The sequence below is a fragment of the Prauserella sp. PE36 genome (assembly GCF_003311655.1).
Classification (GTDB): Bacteria; Actinomycetota; Actinomycetes; order Mycobacteriales; family Pseudonocardiaceae; genus Prauserella_A; species Prauserella_A endophytica.
Map to the genome: position 1 here is coordinate 176,425 of NZ_QEQT01000082.1, position 14,776 is coordinate 191,200.

The 14,776-nt window shown below is 70.7% G+C and carries 15 protein-coding genes; 9 read left to right on the forward strand and 6 right to left on the reverse strand.

All coding sequences use genetic code 11. The features are described from left to right. The first annotated feature begins 64 nt into the window (after positions 1 to 64). The 5 genes from DI005_RS23265 to DI005_RS23285 are packed head-to-tail and all read left to right on the forward strand — an operon-like array spanning position 65 to position 7,752. Positions 65 to 2,122, forward strand: a complete 2,058-nt coding sequence (locus DI005_RS23265) for a hydantoinase/oxoprolinase family protein (protein WP_113643522.1) — start codon at positions 65 to 67, stop codon at positions 2,120 to 2,122. Between the two features lie 26 nt (positions 2,123 to 2,148). Next, positions 2,149 to 4,302, forward strand: coding sequence for a hydantoinase B/oxoprolinase family protein (locus DI005_RS23270; RefSeq protein WP_113643523.1), 2,154 nt, complete (start codon positions 2,149 to 2,151; stop codon positions 4,300 to 4,302). Between the two features lie 10 nt (positions 4,303 to 4,312). Continuing rightward, positions 4,313 to 5,572 (forward strand): CaiB/BaiF CoA-transferase family protein, encoded by a 1,260-nt coding sequence (locus tag DI005_RS23275; protein WP_113643524.1) that lies wholly within the window; start codon positions 4,313 to 4,315, stop codon positions 5,570 to 5,572. Beyond that, on the forward strand, positions 5,572 to 6,375 hold the full coding sequence (locus DI005_RS23280; protein WP_113643525.1) for an enoyl-CoA hydratase/isomerase family protein: 804 nt from the start codon (positions 5,572 to 5,574) through the stop codon (positions 6,373 to 6,375). The genes DI005_RS23275 and DI005_RS23280 overlap by 1 nt, the downstream gene beginning before the upstream one ends. Before the next feature lie 60 nt (positions 6,376 to 6,435). Further along, entirely contained in the window at positions 6,436 to 7,752 is a 1,317-nt protein-coding gene (locus tag DI005_RS23285; RefSeq protein ID WP_113643526.1) for an MFS transporter, read from the forward strand. Here the strand turns inward: DI005_RS23285 and DI005_RS23290 are convergent. After that, positions 7,721 to 8,215: a GNAT family N-acetyltransferase gene (locus tag DI005_RS23290; RefSeq protein ID WP_112273311.1), complete on the reverse strand. Its 495-nt coding sequence runs from the start codon at positions 8,213 to 8,215 to the stop codon at positions 7,721 to 7,723. The two genes, DI005_RS23285 and DI005_RS23290, sit on opposite strands and share 32 nt — an antisense overlap. 155 nt (positions 8,216 to 8,370) lie before the next feature. Here DI005_RS23290 and DI005_RS23295 point away from each other — a divergent pair, with 155 nt between their 5' ends. The 3 genes from DI005_RS23295 to DI005_RS23305 are packed head-to-tail and all read left to right on the forward strand — an operon-like array spanning position 8,371 to position 10,183. After that, a complete protein-coding gene (locus DI005_RS23295; protein ID WP_112273300.1) occupies positions 8,371 to 8,886 on the forward strand; it encodes a YbaB/EbfC family nucleoid-associated protein in 516 nt (171 codons plus the stop codon). Between the two features lie 20 nt (positions 8,887 to 8,906). Continuing rightward, a complete protein-coding gene (locus DI005_RS23300) occupies positions 8,907 to 9,263 on the forward strand; it encodes a type VII secretion target (protein WP_112273298.1) in 357 nt (118 codons plus the stop codon). Next, on the forward strand, positions 9,263 to 10,183 hold the full coding sequence (locus DI005_RS23305) for a hypothetical protein (protein ID WP_112273296.1): 921 nt from the start codon (positions 9,263 to 9,265) through the stop codon (positions 10,181 to 10,183). Before DI005_RS23300 ends, DI005_RS23305 begins: the two co-directional genes overlap by 1 nt. A gap of 4 nt (positions 10,184 to 10,187) precedes the next feature. Here the strand turns inward: DI005_RS23305 and DI005_RS23310 are convergent, their stop codons facing one another. Beyond that, complete coding sequence (locus tag DI005_RS23310; RefSeq protein WP_113643527.1) at positions 10,188 to 11,003, reverse strand: hypothetical protein; 816 nt, start codon at positions 11,001 to 11,003, stop codon at positions 10,188 to 10,190. 369 nt (positions 11,004 to 11,372) lie between these two features. Continuing rightward, positions 11,373 to 11,678, reverse strand: coding sequence for a helix-turn-helix domain-containing protein (locus DI005_RS39760; RefSeq protein WP_113643528.1), 306 nt, complete (start codon positions 11,676 to 11,678; stop codon positions 11,373 to 11,375). Positions 11,679 to 11,811: 133 nt separating this feature from the next. Here DI005_RS39760 and DI005_RS23320 point away from each other — a divergent pair, with 133 nt between their 5' ends. Continuing rightward, complete coding sequence (locus DI005_RS23320; protein ID WP_113643529.1) at positions 11,812 to 12,327, forward strand: helix-turn-helix domain-containing protein; 516 nt, start codon at positions 11,812 to 11,814, stop codon at positions 12,325 to 12,327. A gap of 18 nt (positions 12,328 to 12,345) precedes the next feature. On the opposite strand, the gene DI005_RS23325 is transcribed toward DI005_RS23320, so the two are convergent. From DI005_RS23325 to DI005_RS23335, 3 genes are all read right to left on the reverse strand, one after another. Then, positions 12,346 to 12,921: a sigma-70 family RNA polymerase sigma factor gene (locus DI005_RS23325; protein WP_158559886.1), complete on the reverse strand. Its 576-nt coding sequence runs from the start codon at positions 12,919 to 12,921 to the stop codon at positions 12,346 to 12,348. A gap of 218 nt (positions 12,922 to 13,139) precedes the next feature. Further along, a complete protein-coding gene (locus DI005_RS23330) occupies positions 13,140 to 13,919 on the reverse strand; it encodes a hypothetical protein (protein ID WP_113643531.1) in 780 nt (259 codons plus the stop codon). A gap of 107 nt (positions 13,920 to 14,026) precedes the next feature. Beyond that, the gene (locus DI005_RS23335; protein WP_112273284.1) at positions 14,027 to 14,683 is read right to left on the reverse strand and encodes an NADPH-dependent F420 reductase; all 657 of its coding nucleotides are present in this window, start codon (positions 14,681 to 14,683) and stop codon (positions 14,027 to 14,029) included. Between the last annotated feature and the right edge of the window lie 93 nt (positions 14,684 to 14,776).

Here is a 14,776-nt window from a genome sequence, read left to right on the forward strand (position 1 = left end):
CCCAGCACCGGCCAGCACCGGCCAGCACCGGCCAGAACCGACGCAGTCAAGGGAGACAGCGAGCATGACGCTTCACGTGGGCATCGACGTCGGTGGCACGTTCACCGACGCCGTGGCGATCGTCGACGGGCGCGCGATCCGGGGCAAGGCGTTCTCGACCAGGGACGTGACCACCGGGATCCTCGGCGCGCTGGGAGTGCTGCGGGAGCGGGCGGGTATGGCCGAGGCCGAGTTCTTCGCGGCGGTCGACCGGTTCGTCCTCGGCAACACCATCGTCACCAACGCCGTGGACGAGCAGAAGTACGCCGCCGTGGGACTGCTGACCACGCAGGGCTTTCGCGACACCCTGCGGATCGCCCGGTCGGCGCGGACCGACGAGCGCGATCCCCATGAGATGTCGGCGCCACCGGACATCGTGGAGCGTCGCCGGATCGTCGAGGTGGCCGAGCGCGTCGACGCGCACGGCACTGTGCTCGTCCCGCTCACCGACGGCGAGATCGCCGCCGCCGTGGACGCGGTGCTCGCGACCGGAGCCGAGGCGATCGCGGTCTGTCTGCTGTGGTCGTTCCGCAACCCCGCCCACGAGAAGGCGATCGGCGAGTATCTCGACAAGCACCACCCGGACGTGCCGTACACGCTGTCCAGCGAGCTGACCCCGGTGTACCGCGAGTACGAGCGCATGGTCACCACCGCGCTGGACGCCGCGGTGAAGCCGATCGTCGCGTCGCACTTCGACCACCTCGCCGACGAGCTGCGGAGCAGGGGGCTGCGCGCCCGGGTACAGATCATGCAGGTGCACGGCGGATTCCTGTCGGTGGAGGAGACCGGCAAGGCCCCGATCTCGATGTTCAACTCCGGCCCGGTCGGCGGCGTGACGGGCGCACGCCTGCTGGGCAAGCAGCTCGGCCGCCGGCGGGTGCTGACCGCGGACATGGGCGGCACGAGTCTCGACGCGGCAGCCATCATCGACGACGAGTTCCGGCTGCTTCCCCGCGCCGAGATCGGCGGTCTGCCCACGAGCCTGACCGCCGTGGACATCGAGACCATCGGCGCGGGCGGCGGCAGCCTCGCCTGGGTGGACGGGCGGAACCTGCTGCGCGTCGGCCCGCACAGCGCGGGATCCACCCCCGGTCCCGCGTGCTACGGCAAGGGCGGCACCCGCCCCGCGGTCACCGACGCCGCGCTGGTGCTCGGCCTCATCAACCCGGACTATTACCTCGGCGGCGCCGTTCCCCTTTACGAGGACCAGGCCCGGGCCGCGCTGCGCAAACACGTGGCAGAGCCGCTGGGCATCACCGAGGACGCGGCGGCAGAGGGCGTGTACCGCCTGGCGACATCGCAGATGTCCAACGCGCTGCGCAAGATCACCGTCAACCGGGGCCACGACCCGAGGGAGTTCACCCTCGTGGGCTTCGGCGGCGCCTGCGGGCTGTTCGCGGCCGCCATCGCCGCCGAGGCCGGGGTCCGCGAGGTCGTGATCCCGCGCAACGCCGCGGTGTTCTCGGCGCACGGGCTCATGCACGCCGACTCGGTGTTCTCCGCGGTGCAGACGAGCCCCTGGACGCCCGCCCAGCCCGCGGCCGCGCTGGACCGCGAGTTCTCGGCGCTCGAGGAACGCGCCAGGGCGTGGTTCGAGGCCGAGGGGATTCCCGAGGACCGGCGCGAGCTGTACCGCGAGGCCGACATGAAGTTCGTGGGCCAGATCTTCGAGGTCACCACCCGCCTGCCCGCGGGCACGTTCGGGGAGGCGGACAAGGACGCGCTGCGCGCGCGGTTCGTCGCCGACTACGAGGAGGAGTTCGGAGCGGGCACCGCGTGGACCGAGGCGGAGATCCTGCTCGTCAACTCGCGGGTCCGGGCCATCGGCCGCAGCGACGTGCAGACCGTCGAGCTCCTCGCGGGCTCCGACGAGGAGCGGCACGAGCTGTCCCGTCGCGAGGTGCTCGAGCCGCTCACCGGCGAACGCGTGGCGCTGGATGTCCACCGCGGGTTCGGCGCGCTGGGCAGCGCGAGCGGCCCGTGCCTGCTGGAGGAACCCGACACGACCGTCTACGTGCCCACCGGCGCCACCGTCGAGCTCACCGGCAGCGGTGACTTCCTGCTGCGCCTCGCCGACCGCTGAACCCGCGCCGTCAAAGGAGACGACCCATGACCACCACCCCGAACACCCTGCCCGACGGGTTCGACCCGGTCACGCTCGAAGTGATCCGCATGCGACTGGACTCCATCGTGGAGGAGATGGGCATCGCGATGATCCGCTCGTCGGGCTCCCCGGTGATCACCGAGGCCGGTGACTTCAACACGGCGCTGTTCGATCCCACGGGCCGGATCTACGCCTACTCCGACTACGTCCAGTTCCACATCGGCTCGGGCAGCGTCGCCGTGCAGAACCTGGTGAAGGCCATCGAGGGCGAGCCGCTGGCGCCGGGCGACGCGTTCATCTGCAACGACCCGCACACGGCCGGGGCGAGCCATCCGCCGGACACCAACGTGATCTCACCGATCTTCCACGGCGACGAGCTGATCGGCTGGGCGCAGTCGCAGGCGCATCTGGTGGACGTCGGCGGCATGACTCCGGGCGGGTTCGCTCCGGGCGCGCACGACTGCTACGCCGAGGCGCTGCGGCTTCCGCCCGGCGTCAAGATCTTCGAGCGGGGCGAGCCCGTCGAATGGGTCCGCCGGATCCTGCTCAACAACGTGCGGGTGCCCGCGCTGTTCTGGAACGACGTGCGCAGCCTGGTGGCGAGCAACAACACCGGCATCCGCAGGCTGCTCGGCACCATCGACGAGTTCGGGCTCGAGCAGTTCCGCGACTACACGCGGCTGTCCTTCCAGCTGGCCGAGCAGGTGGTGCGCGACCGGATCTCCCGCATCCCCGACGGCACCTACACCGCGGAGGAGTGGACCGAGCACAATGGACACGTCGACGAGCTGTACCGCGTCGCGTGCACCATGACCAAACGCGACGACCAGATCACCTTCGACTTCACCGGCTCCAGTGAGCAGACCGACGGTTTCGTCAACTGCAGCTACGGTGCGCTGGTGGGCAGCGTCGCGACCGCGATCGTCCCGATCCTGGCCTGGGACGTGCCGTTCAACGAAGGTGTCATGACGGCGTTCGACATCGTCGCCGAGCCCGGCTCCATCGTGAACCCCCGGCCTCCCGCCCCGATCAGCAACGGCCACCTCACCACGGGCGCCCGCGTCAGCCGTGTCGTCACCAAGCTCATGAACGAGGCGTGCCGGGGCAGCGGCGACGACACCGTCCGGGACCGCACGCAAGGCGTGTGGGGTGACTCGTGGACCGGAGGCATCTCCGCGGGCACCACCGACGGCGGTGAGTACTTCGTGCTGTTCAACATGGACGGTGGCGGCATGGGCGCAGGCGCCCAGCCGGACCGCGACGGGCTCGACTGCGCCGGGATGATGACGCAGGTCAACAACATGCTGCCGGACGTGGAGATGAACGAGATGCTCTACCCGGTGCTCTACCTGTGGAAGCAGCTCAACATCGACAGCGCGGGCCACGGCGCCCATCGCGGTGGGCTCGGTCTGCGCTTCGCCTGGACGCTGCACGGCGCTCAGGAGGTCACGCAGACCGTGTTCGCGCCCAACGCACAGGTGGTCGCCGACGGCTTCGGGGGCGGCCTGCCCGGCGGAGGCAGCGGCCACGAGGTCTGGCGCCGGACCGACGTCGCCCGGCTGCTCACCGAGGGCAGGGTGCCCACCCGGGACACGCTGAGTGCCGAGGAGAGGCAGCTGCTGGAAATCAACCAGCAGTCCGTCGCCATCCACGCCGGAGACGTGCTGGTGCAGTGGATCGCGGGCGGAGGCGGTTACGGAGACCCGCTGCTGCGCGACCCGCAACTCGTCGCCGCCGACGTCCGGGACGGTTACGTGACCGCGGAGACCGCGCGGCGCACCTACGGCGTGGTCGTCGCCGACGGCACCGCCGACGAGGCCGCCACGAGGCGGGCCCGCGCGGCCCTGCGCCAGGAGCGGCTCGGCGGCGACACGCCCACCCAGCAGGTCCCGCCGACGTCCCCGGCCCGGTCGTCCGCTCCGCGCCGCGACGCCGACGGCTGGTACGTGCCGGCCAGCGGAGCCCGCCTCGGCACCGGCGAGGACTGGCGCGCCGAGGCGCGCAGGCTCACCCACGTCGCCGCCGACCGGCTCGCCGAACACGGGGTCCGCGTTCGCCCTCGCACCGAGGGCCGCCGCGTGCTGATCGACGAGTTCTACAGCCCCTCCTGCGGAACCCTCCTCGAGGCCCGTGTCAGGGTGGAGGCGGCCCCGAGCTGAAAGGCGGACCATGACCATCAACGACGACGGCGATTTCGCCGGCATGCTGCCCGGCGGGATGTCCAACGGCGCCCTGCGCGGCATCGTGGTCCTCGACATCACCCGGGTCGTGGCAGGCCCGTTCTGCTCGATGCTGCTGGCCGACCTCGGCGCGACCGTGATCAAGATCGAGAACCCGAAGGACCCGGACTACGCCCGGGACTTCCCGCCGAAGCTAGAGACCGGGTCCGGCGAGGAGTTCAGCGCCTTCTTCGCGCAGTACAACCGCAACAAGTTCGGGCTGACCATCGACCTGTCCACACAGGACGGTACCGACCTGCTCAAGAAGCTGGTGCGGCGCGCGGACATCCTGGTGGAGAACTTCCGGCCCGGCACGATGGACAAGCTCGGCGTGGGCTACGACGTGCTGCGTGCGGAGAACCCGCGCCTGGTCTACACGGCGATCTCCGGTTACGGGCAGACCGGCCCTTATCGGCGGCGGCCCGCCTACGACAACAGCGCGCAGGCCACGGGCGGGCTGTGGTCGATGAACGGCTTTCCCGACCGGCCACCGGCGCGCGTGGGCACCATCATCGGTGACCTGTCCGCGACGATGTACGCCGTGATCGGCACGCTCGCGGCGCTGCGGCACGCGGAGCTGACGGGGGAGGGGCAGCTGGTGGACGTGTCCCAGCAGGACTCGGTGCTCAGCCTGACCGAGAACGCGGTGGTGTCCTACACCGTCGACGGCAAGGTCCCCGGGCCGCTCGGCAACGAGCATCCCTTCGTCAAGCCCTACGAGCTCTACCCGTGCAAGGACGGGTTCGTGTTCTTCGGCGGCTACACCGACAAGTTCTGGCGGCTGTCCTGCCACCTGTTCGGACAGCCCGAGCTCGCCGACGACCCCGAGATCGACACGATGGCCAAGCGGTTCGCCCCCGAGGTCTACGAGCGGCGGGTCCGGCCACTGCTGCACAAGTGGTTCGAGGACAAGACGAAAACGGAACTGGAGGAGATCGTCGGCGACGCCGTGCCGCTGAGCGCGATCAAGAGCATCGCCGAGGTCGTCGAGGACCCGCAGATCGCCGCTCGCGACATGGTCGTGGACGTCGAGTACCCCGAGTTCGGCGAGCTGCGGATGTTCGGCTCGCCCATCAAGCTCGGCGGCACGCCGGCCCAGCCACGCGGGCTCGCGCCGAAGGTCGGCGAGCACGCCGACACGGTCCTGCGGGCGCTCACCGACCTCGACGAGGAGTCGATCGCGCGGCTGAGGGAGAAGGGCGTCATCTGATGGGCGGCATCAGCCTTGACCGGGACGGCGCGGTGGCGATCATCCGCTTCGACCGGCCGGACAAGCTCAACGCGCTCACCCTGGCGATGTACGAGGAGCTCGGCGAGGCGTTCGCGGAGGTGCGCGACGACGACTCGCTCGCCGTCGCGGTCCTCACCGGCCGGGGAGACCGGGCCTTCTGCGTCGGCGCGGACCTCACCGAGTCGATCCCGGCACTGGCGGAAGGGCGTTTCGACATCTCGGAGTGGGATGCCGCGCACCAGAAGCACACAACGCTGTTCAAACCGGTGATCGCGGCCGTCAACGGTCTCTGCCTCGGCGGCGGGTTCGAGATCATGCTCTCGACCGACCTCCGGATCGCGGCCGACACCGCCGAGTTCGGCCTCCCGGAGAGCGGTGTCGGCGTTGTGCCTGCCGGGGGCACGCTCACCCGGCTGACGCGGCAGATCCCCTACGTGTGGGCGATGGAGCTGATGCTGCAGGGCGACCGGATCACCGCGGACCAGGCGCTTCGGTACGGCCTGCTCAACGAGGTGGTCCCCGCTCCGCAGGTGCTCGATGCCGCGCTGGCGCGCGCCCACCGGCTCGCGTCCCGCAGCGGCACGGCACTGGAGACCATCAAGGAGGCCGTGCTCAGGCTCGGTGACCTCCCACAGGACCAGGCGTTCCACTCCGAGGCCCTTTACGGGCAGAAGGCGTTCACCTCGCCGGACGCTCGCGAGGGACTGGCCGCGTTCGCCGAGCGCAGGCCACCGGCGTTCCCGTCGCGCAACGGCGCGAACACCGCCCGGGAGCGGCATTGACGACGTAGGTCGTGTGTTCCGGTCCCGGCGAGCGGGCCGGACCGTTCGTACATTGACGGAATGGGAGAGCGTCGCCGACCATGGCCGGCGGCTCGCCGAGGGCAGCCCCCGAGCGCGGGCTCCGCCCCGTCGCCGTCCGCGCCTGTCCGGCTCGGCCTGCGCGAGAACCGCTGGCAGTTCACCCTGCTCGTGATCGTCAACGTCTGCGTCGGCGGGCTGGTCGGTCTCGAACGCACCACCGTGCCGCTCATCGGCACCGAGGTGTTCGGCCTGACCAGCGACCTCGCGGTGTTCTCCTTCATCATCGCCTTCGGTATCACCAAGGCGCTGACCAACCTCGCCGCCGGAGCCCTGACGGCCAGGTTCCGCCGCAAACAGCTGCTGATCGCGGGCTGGCTGATCGGCATTCCCGTGCCGTTCGCGCTCGCGTGGGCTCCGTCGTGGGGCTGGATCGTCGCCGCGAACGTCCTGCTCGGCCTCAACCAGGGCCTGACCTGGTCGATGACGGTCAACATGAAGATCGACCTCGTCGGCCCCGCGCGCCGCGGACTGGCCACCGGGCTCAACGAGGCCGCGGGATACGTCGCCGTGGGCGCCACCGCCCTGCTCACCGGTTACCTCGCCACCGCCTACGGACTGCGCCCGGCCCCGGAGCTGATCGGCGTCGTGTTCGTCGCAGCCGGTCTCGCCCTGTCCCTGGTCGTGCGCGACACCGCCGCGCATGTCGCCCTCGAACTGGCCCAGCGCCCGCAATCCGCGCCCACCACGTCGACCGGGCTGGCGACCACGTTCGCCCGCACGTCCTGGCGGCACCGTTCGCTCCGGGGAGCCAGCCAGGCCGGACTGGTCAACAACCTCAACGACGGCCTCACGTGGGGCGTGTTCCCCCTGCTGTTCACCGACCACGGCCTCGGGCTGGCGGCCGTGGGGCTGATCAAAGGTCTCTATCCGCTGCTGTGGGGCCTCGGCCAGATCCCCACCGGGCACCTCTCCGACCGCATCGGCCGCAAACCGCTCATCGTCACCGGCATGCTCGTCCAGTCCGGCGGGTTCGTCCTCGCCCTGGCACTGCTGGAGTGGCCCCTGCTCGCCGGCATCCTGTCCGCCATCGCGCTCGGCGTCGGCACCGCGCTGGTGTACCCCGCGCTCATCGCCTCGGTGTCCGACCACGCCCACCCCGGCTGGCGCGCCGGCGCGCTCGGCGTCTACCGCTTCTGGCGCGACCTCGGCTACGCGGCAGGCGCCCTGCTCGCCGGGATCCTCGCCGATGCCTTCGGCCTCGACGCCACCGTCATCGCCGCCGCCGCGCTCACCGCCGCGTCCGGGCTCCTCGCCGCACACTGGCTCAGCGACGATCCTCGAGCGGCAGGTACATGACATGCATGCCGACGAGCCCGTGACGCGGGTGCGCGAACGCTTCGGGAACGGTCGTCAGGATCCGGAACCCCAGTGACCGGTACAGCCTGACGGCACCGTGGTTGGTCTCGACGACGGCGTTGAACACCATCGACCGGTAGCCCTCGTCGCGGGCGCGGCCGACCACGTGGTGCGCAAGCGCTCTGCCGATGCCCTGTTCCCGGCGGTCCGGGTCGACGATGAACGCGGCGTTGGCGACGTGACTGGCCGGACCGTAGTGCGGCTTCAGCTGTGCCGAGCCGACGATCCGCCCGGCGTCGTGGGCGACGTAGGTGCGGCCCGGCGGGTCGAGCAGCCAGCTCGCCCGTGCCTGGTCGTAGCCGGTGTCCGGGTGCCAGGCGATGGTCTCGCCCTCGACGGCGATCCGGTGCCAGATGGGCCAGATCCCAGGCCAGTCGTCGGCTGTCGCGTCGCGCACGAGCATGCCGACAGTATCGGGCGTCCGCGGGGCGTTCCGCGTGTTCGCGAAACGGCGATGTCAGCCGCGGGCCTTCTTCAGGACGATGGCGACATCGAGTACGGCGCGTGGCGTGCCATGTTAGCGTCGGTCCGTTCGAGACGACTTTCTGGGGGAAAATCATGAGCGCGCCGGACCCGATGAAGTTCGCCGAGGACCTGACGCGCTGGGCTCAGGGCCTGGAGCAGAAGGCGCAGCGCTACGGCGACCTGCAGGAGCAGCTCGATCGCACGAGCGTCACCGCCGAGTCGCCGGACGGCGCGGTTCGCGTCACGGTCGACTCCACCGGGGTTCCGACAGAGCTCGCGATCACCGAGCGTGGCCGGGGAGCGGATCCGCGCGCCCTCTCGGCCGCGCTCATGAGCACGATGCACCGCGCCCAGGCGCAGCTGCGTGACCGCGTGTCGGAACTGACCAGCGCGACCGTCGGCGACGACGGTCCCGGCAACGACATCGTCGCCCAGTACCGGGAACGGTTTCCCGACCCCGTCGACGAGCCCGCGGTCGAGCCGCCGACCTTCGACGTCGGCGGCATCGAGGACGACACCTCGCGACGAGGGGAACCGCGGCCGCCCCGGCGCCGTCCGACCCGCGAGGACGACGGAGACGACGACTTCGGCGGTCCGGTACTGCGCTGAGCACGAAGGGGGACAGCTCGATGGCGGAAGGCTTCCAGGTAGACCCGGACAGGCTCCGGGCACACGCCGCCAGTGTCGGTGGCGTCAAGAGCGGGGTGGACGAGGCGGCCGACGCCGGTGGTCACGTCGCGTCGCTCAACGACGCATACGGCTGGATCTGTCAGGGCATGGGTCTTCCGGACATGCTGCGCGGGCCGCAGGAGCGGGTCACCGCGATGATCCAGCGGGTCGGCACCAGGCTCGGTGAGGACCAGCACAAGCTCGGCGACGCGGCCAAACGGTACGACGAGGCGGAGGCCAAGGTGATCGAGATCCTCAAGCAGCTGGCGGAGTCGCTCGACAAGGCGGGCGATGCCCCGAAGTTGGGTGGCCGCTGATGTCCTCCTCGATCGTCAGCGACGACCCCTCGTCGGACAACCCGCTCGTCGACAGCAAGACGGACGCCACCAACCAGTACGACATGCTCCAGAGCGACGCGAGCGCGGCCGCGGGACTGGCGCTGGTCGCCAGCAGCCTGAGCCCGGCCGCCCTCGCGGTGACGGTGCCGCTGGGCGCCGCCACGGGGCAGTTCGACAACCTGGGCAGCGGCACGGAACTGGCGCAGGGCACGTCCGTGTCCACCGTGATCGACGCGGTGAACCAGGTGAAGAGCGGCGACTGGGCCTCGGCCCTCGCCAGCGGGAGCGCACTGGCCTCCGACGTCCTCGGCGCGGTCGCCGACCCGATCGGCGCCGTCGCGGGTCAGCTCATCGGCTGGATGCTGGAGCACGTCGAGCCGCTGCGCATGGTGCTGCACCAGCTCACCGGCAACCCGGACATGGTGCAGGGCTACGCCGACACGTGGACCAACATCTCGGGTCGCATGGCGGAGCAGGGTGAGGACTACCTGAAGCGGGTGCCCGACGAGACCGGCGACTGGAGCGGGGAGGGTGGCGACGCCTACCGGGCGAGCGCGGTGAGCACCATCCAGCTGTGCGCGGGCGCGGCGCAGGGGGCCGACGCGGTGTCCTCGGCGGCGGCGAAGATGAAGGACGTGGTGGCCGCGGTGCGCACCGCGGTCAGGGACATCCTCGCCGACCTCGCAGGTGGCCTGGTGAGCGCCGCGATCCAGGCCGCGACGGTGGTGCTCGCACCCGGCGCGGTCAAGACGATCATCACCAGGATCGCCAAGGCCGGCATCGACATCGCGAACTGGATCACCAAGCTCGCCGTCGTGATCAGCAGGCTCTCCGCGGTCATCGTCGATCTGCTGCAGGCGCTGGACGAGCTGGAGCGGGCCGAGCGGGCAGGCCGCTGAGGCGTCAGCTCCAGCCCGGTTCGGCGGCCAGCCGCAACCGGAGGTCGAGCAGCACGGCGAACTCCGCGGCGTCCTTGGCGGCCACGACGGCGTCGCCGCGTCGCGTGCTCACCACGACGACGGGCCCGGCCGGGGCGGCTACCCCCGGGCCCACGAGCGGCGCGGTGTGCTCGTTCACCTGATCCACCCGGACGCCGGTGATCTCGCCGAACGGAACCGTGCCGGCCACGAGCGCGCCGGGGAACCCGTACCGTCCCCGGGGTTTGAGCGACCAGCTGAGCCGGTCGGCGCCGATCGTCGCCGTGCCGTACAGCCTGGGCGGGTGGATGCGCAGATCCCTTTCGAGGGGCAGGTTCGTCGCCGCGGGCGCACCGTCGGCCGCTGCGAAGAGGGCCCGGTGCGCCCGCGCCGCCGCGACCGTGCTCGCCAGTACGCCCAGTGCGATGACCACGGGGCACAGCACGCCCACCGCTCCGCCGGCGACCACGGCGAGCGGGATCGTCCCGAGGAGCTGAACCAGTCCGAAGGAGAACGCCCGCACCGTCCAGTACCGGGTGCGGGTCAGGAACCGGCCGCTCGCCCGGAACCACAGGAGGTAGCCCGCCGAGGGTACGACGAGCGCCAGGGCCACGACGCTGGTGCCCGTGCCGGCGGGGCCCTTGCCGCTCGCGCCGATCAGCGCCGCGAGGGTCATGCCGAGCACGATGAGCGGCGCCACGACGAACGCGACGAGCAGCGCCGACCGCGCGCGGGCCCAGCGGTGACCGAACTCGGCGCGCCGGGACACGTGGACGGCGAAGGGAAGCGCGGGAAGGCGCATGTCACGGACCCTACCGGCCCCGGCCTGTCCGGCCACCGGTTCCCCGCCGTGGCGTGCCGGGAGCGGCGGCAGCCCCGAACCGGGGCCGATGGGCGGCGGCGCGCGATCAACGGCGGCCGCATCGCCGGTACCCGCCTTCGCCGAACCGTGATCACCGTAGGCCGGGCCGGGCCCTCGGCGCGCCACAGGACCGTCCGAAGAGGAAGGTTCTTCGGCGCAGGCAGCTTGGAGTACTCGGCCTTGACCGATCTGGGTGCTGCGCGGAGGTGCGCGCGCTCGGTCTGCGATGAGGCCGAGGAACTTGACCGGGCTTGAGCTCCTGGGTCCGAACCAGTGGGGATCGATGGCACCGCACTGTGGTTCTGGACGCTACCCGCTGGTCGGCTGGCGATCCGTGTGCTCGCAGCCGCACCTTGATGGGGCTGCGGCCCGTCGCTCGGCCTCGTTGAGCACCGCGGCCACTGGTTCCCCCAGCGCCTGGCACAGCATCGCGAGCACGGCGAGCTTGATTGCCCTCGCACCGTGCTCATAGGCGGATATCGACGAGGCGGACACCAGATGGTGCGTCCGCGCGCTCAGTTCTTGCCGCGTGAGTGCGTGCCGCACCCGCAGTTCGCGGAGGACGCCTGCGACCGCGGCGGTGACCGCGGCAACATCGGATCCCACCTTCGTCATAACGGTGGGACGGGCGGGTACGGACGTCGTGACGTGAATACTCTTCAGGCATTGTGAGCGTTCTCGCACGGCCGGTGCGACATGTCCGCGGCGTCGAGCGGGTCTGGCCGATGTGAGACATGAGCAGACGGCGATGGATCAGGCGAGCCGGTACGCAGAGGCGTTCAACACCGCGGTCGCGAGCGTGCTGTGCGAGACTCGCAAGCGCAAAGGGTTGAGCAGACACGATCTCAGCCTGCGCTCGGCGGTTCCGTTGCCGGTGACGTCCATCGCGTCCTACGAGCTCGGCCACCGGGCGATCAAGCTGGAAGCGCTCGTGGTCCTGTGTCGCGCGCTGGGGGAGCCGCTCGCTCACGTGGTCGCGGAGGCGGAACGGAGGATCGGGCCGGATACAAAGCCCCTCGGCTCGGAGCTGTCTGGCGAACTCGATCTGCGGATCGACCTCACGGCGCTGCTGCGTTCGACCCGGGTCGAACTCGCACCGCTGCGCCGATGGGCGGCCGTGCGCACGAGCGCAAGGGAGGGTCCCGAAGCGAGCCAGGTCCGCCTCGGCCGGGCCGGTCTCATGGCGCTCGCGGAGCTGCTGGAAATGGAACCCGTCGCGTGTCTCGTCGCGCTGGCTCCGTTCGCCGAGCACCGCGGCAGCTAGGCGGTTCCGGCCGCGGCCTCAACCGGCGCCGTGAACGAGTTCGAAGAACTGCTCCTTCAGCGCCCTGCGTGCCCGCCACAGTAGAGAGCACGCCGCGGCGGGCGCGATGCCGAGTGCGGTGGCGAGTTCGCCCGGGCGATAACCGAGGACGTCGACCATCCAGAGGACACGCCGCCACCGCGGGGACAGCGAAAGGAATGCCCGCTCGACGGCGCTCTCGCTCAGCGACATGCTCGGCTCCGGCCAGATCGACGAGCATTCGAGTGCGCCCATGTCCAGTCCTGAGGGCACGGACCGCCCCGTCTTGGCCCCCACGTCGATCGTGAGCCGCCGCACCGTGGTGCGGAGGTACGCGGGCACGTTGCCGACGGGGCCCTTGCCCGCCCGCAGCGCGTTCATCATGCGCAGGAAGGATTCCGCGGCCAGATCCTCGGCTTCGGTGGACGACTGGACCAAGGACCGCGCATAGCGCACCGTGCCCGTGTGGTGCCGGGTGAAGAGCGTGGTGAGAGCACCGCGATCACCGGTTCGCGCAGCTTCGAGGAGTGTCTCGTCCGTCGGTCTCGATTCGAAGCCCACCAATGTGTCTCTCACTGCGCCTTCTCCTCTTGCCGGCCGTCGTCCGGCAATACAACAACAGTTCTTCTGTATCCGGTGGGTGAACCTTGTGACGCGGAGAGTGCGAAACTCGCCAGACGCGTGGACCTACTGGGCCTAAAGGGCGAAAGCGGAAGGCGCTCCGTAACGGGAGCGTTCTACCGGGCGATAACGCGCCGAAGGATTCGCCGGTTGGTCACAATTGGGCAACTGCGTCAGGGCAGCGGTTCTCCGACCAGCTCCGGGAACGTGGTCACCAGCCAGTCGGCCAGCTCGCAGACGTCGTCGCAGGCGGGCCGGTGCGCCATGGTCACCGACACCGGCCGCAGTTCTGGCAAACCCCGCAGCAAACGTTCGAGGTCCGTGCCTCGCCCGGGAGCGGCGAGCAGGACTGCCAGCGTCGCCGGCCCCAGGTACGCGGCGGACTCCTCGGCCGTCAGCGACGGGGCCAGCCGTGCGGCCACGGCCATTCGGTGCGCGGGGCTCGACCATGTGGTGGTCCCGGTCGACCAGCGGGCGATCCACACGGGCTGGTCGACGCGGAGGAACGCGGGATGCGTCAGGTCGGCCAGGAAGGCCGTGCGGGTACGGAACTCACTCGATGGATCGACCAGTTGGGCGATCGTGTGGTCCCGGGCGGTGACCCAGCGCCCCGCCTCCTTGCCGAGCGCGCTCAGCCGCTCGGGCCGGAACGTGCCGTCGTGCTGTTCGAGGCAGGCGGCGAGCGCTGCGATGTCCCGCTCGTAGTCGGCCAGGGTCGCCGCCTCGTCGAGTCGCTGGTCGGCGAGCGTGCGCAACGCGTCCATGAGGCCCGCGCCCGTCAGGCACGCGGCAGCGACCGTCCGCGTCGCCTCGACGTCCCATCTGACGTCGCCGGGCCAGCCGAGTTCGGCGCTCTTCAGCGACCACGCGCGCACGAGCCCAGCCGCGTACGCCGGAACCGCCTCGCCAATCCGGCCGGACTGATCGTTGCCCGTGCCCTGACCGTGAGCCACTCTCGCACCCTCTCGACGTGCGGCTAGCATCCGGCTAGCACATCGTGCGAGGGATGTTATGGCGTGCGGCGGTCCGTGTCACGCTCACGCCGGGATCTCCCACCGGCTCAGGACGTGCGGACGACCCCGAGGTTGAAGCGGGAGTGCCCGAAGGACCGGGTCAGCCGCTGTCGCAACGGGGTCAGCAGCTCCATGCCACGTGCTCCGGAGATGTCACCGAGATCCACAATAGACTCAACGGGCCAGCCGAATTCGGCGAGCAGGCCGGTGACCACGCCCTTGGCCTGCCTGTTGTTGCCCGAGATGAACGCGACGTGATCGCCGGGGACGCGGGCGGGCCGGGTCATGACCAGCGGGCTCACGGTGTTGAGGGCCTTCACGACGTAGGTCCTCGGGAAGCGCTCCTGCAACCGCTCGCCCAGGCTCCGGTCCAGGATCGGCGCGAGCACGGGCGGATCGACGTCGTCGGCGAGTACCGGGTTCGCCACGTCCATGACGACCTTCCCCGCCAGCGCGTCGGCGCCCGCGGCGTCGAGCGCTTCCAGCGAGGCCCTGCCCGCCGTGGCGTTGACCACGAGGCTGGCCGCCTCCGCGGCCTCGGCGTACGTGCTGATGCTGCCACGCCCGCCGACCGTACGCCGCCAGCGCAGTGCCCTGTCGCTGGCCGGTGAGCGCGACGCGAGCACAACCTCGTGCCCGACGTCCACGAGCCGTGCCGCGAGGGTTCGCCCGACGAAACCCGTGCCGAGTACCGCGATCCGCAACCGTCGCTCCTGGGTCGATGATCAAGCTTTCCCGTTGGTTTACCGATTGCCGCTCGCTGAGTGCAAGTTGCGGCTTGGTGAAGTCCTGGATGA

Bases quoted from the DNA above. Each gene is read 5' to 3' on its own strand.
- DI005_RS23265 (WP_113643522.1), top strand. From the start codon at position 65: ATGACGCTTCACGTGGGCATCGACGTCGGTGGCACGTTCACCGACGCC.
- DI005_RS23270 (WP_113643523.1), top strand. From the start codon at position 2,149: ATGACCACCACCCCGAACACCCTGCCCGACGGGTTCGACCCGGTCACG.
- DI005_RS23275 (WP_113643524.1), top strand. From the start codon at position 4,313: ATGACCATCAACGACGACGGCGATTTCGCCGGCATGCTGCCCGGCGGG.
- DI005_RS23280 (WP_113643525.1), top strand. From the start codon at position 5,572: ATGGGCGGCATCAGCCTTGACCGGGACGGCGCGGTGGCGATCATCCGC.
- DI005_RS23285 (WP_113643526.1), top strand. From the start codon at position 6,436: ATGGGAGAGCGTCGCCGACCATGGCCGGCGGCTCGCCGAGGGCAGCCC.
- DI005_RS23290 (WP_112273311.1), bottom strand. From the start codon at position 8,215: ATGCTCGTGCGCGACGCGACAGCCGACGACTGGCCTGGGATCTGGCCC.
- DI005_RS23295 (WP_112273300.1), top strand. From the start codon at position 8,371: ATGAGCGCGCCGGACCCGATGAAGTTCGCCGAGGACCTGACGCGCTGG.
- DI005_RS23300 (WP_112273298.1), top strand. From the start codon at position 8,907: ATGGCGGAAGGCTTCCAGGTAGACCCGGACAGGCTCCGGGCACACGCC.
- DI005_RS23305 (WP_112273296.1), top strand. From the start codon at position 9,263: ATGTCCTCCTCGATCGTCAGCGACGACCCCTCGTCGGACAACCCGCTC.
- DI005_RS23310 (WP_113643527.1), bottom strand. From the start codon at position 11,003: ATGCGCCTTCCCGCGCTTCCCTTCGCCGTCCACGTGTCCCGGCGCGCC.
- DI005_RS39760 (WP_113643528.1), bottom strand. From the start codon at position 11,678: ATGACGAAGGTGGGATCCGATGTTGCCGCGGTCACCGCCGCGGTCGCA.
- DI005_RS23320 (WP_113643529.1), top strand. From the start codon at position 11,812: ATGGATCAGGCGAGCCGGTACGCAGAGGCGTTCAACACCGCGGTCGCG.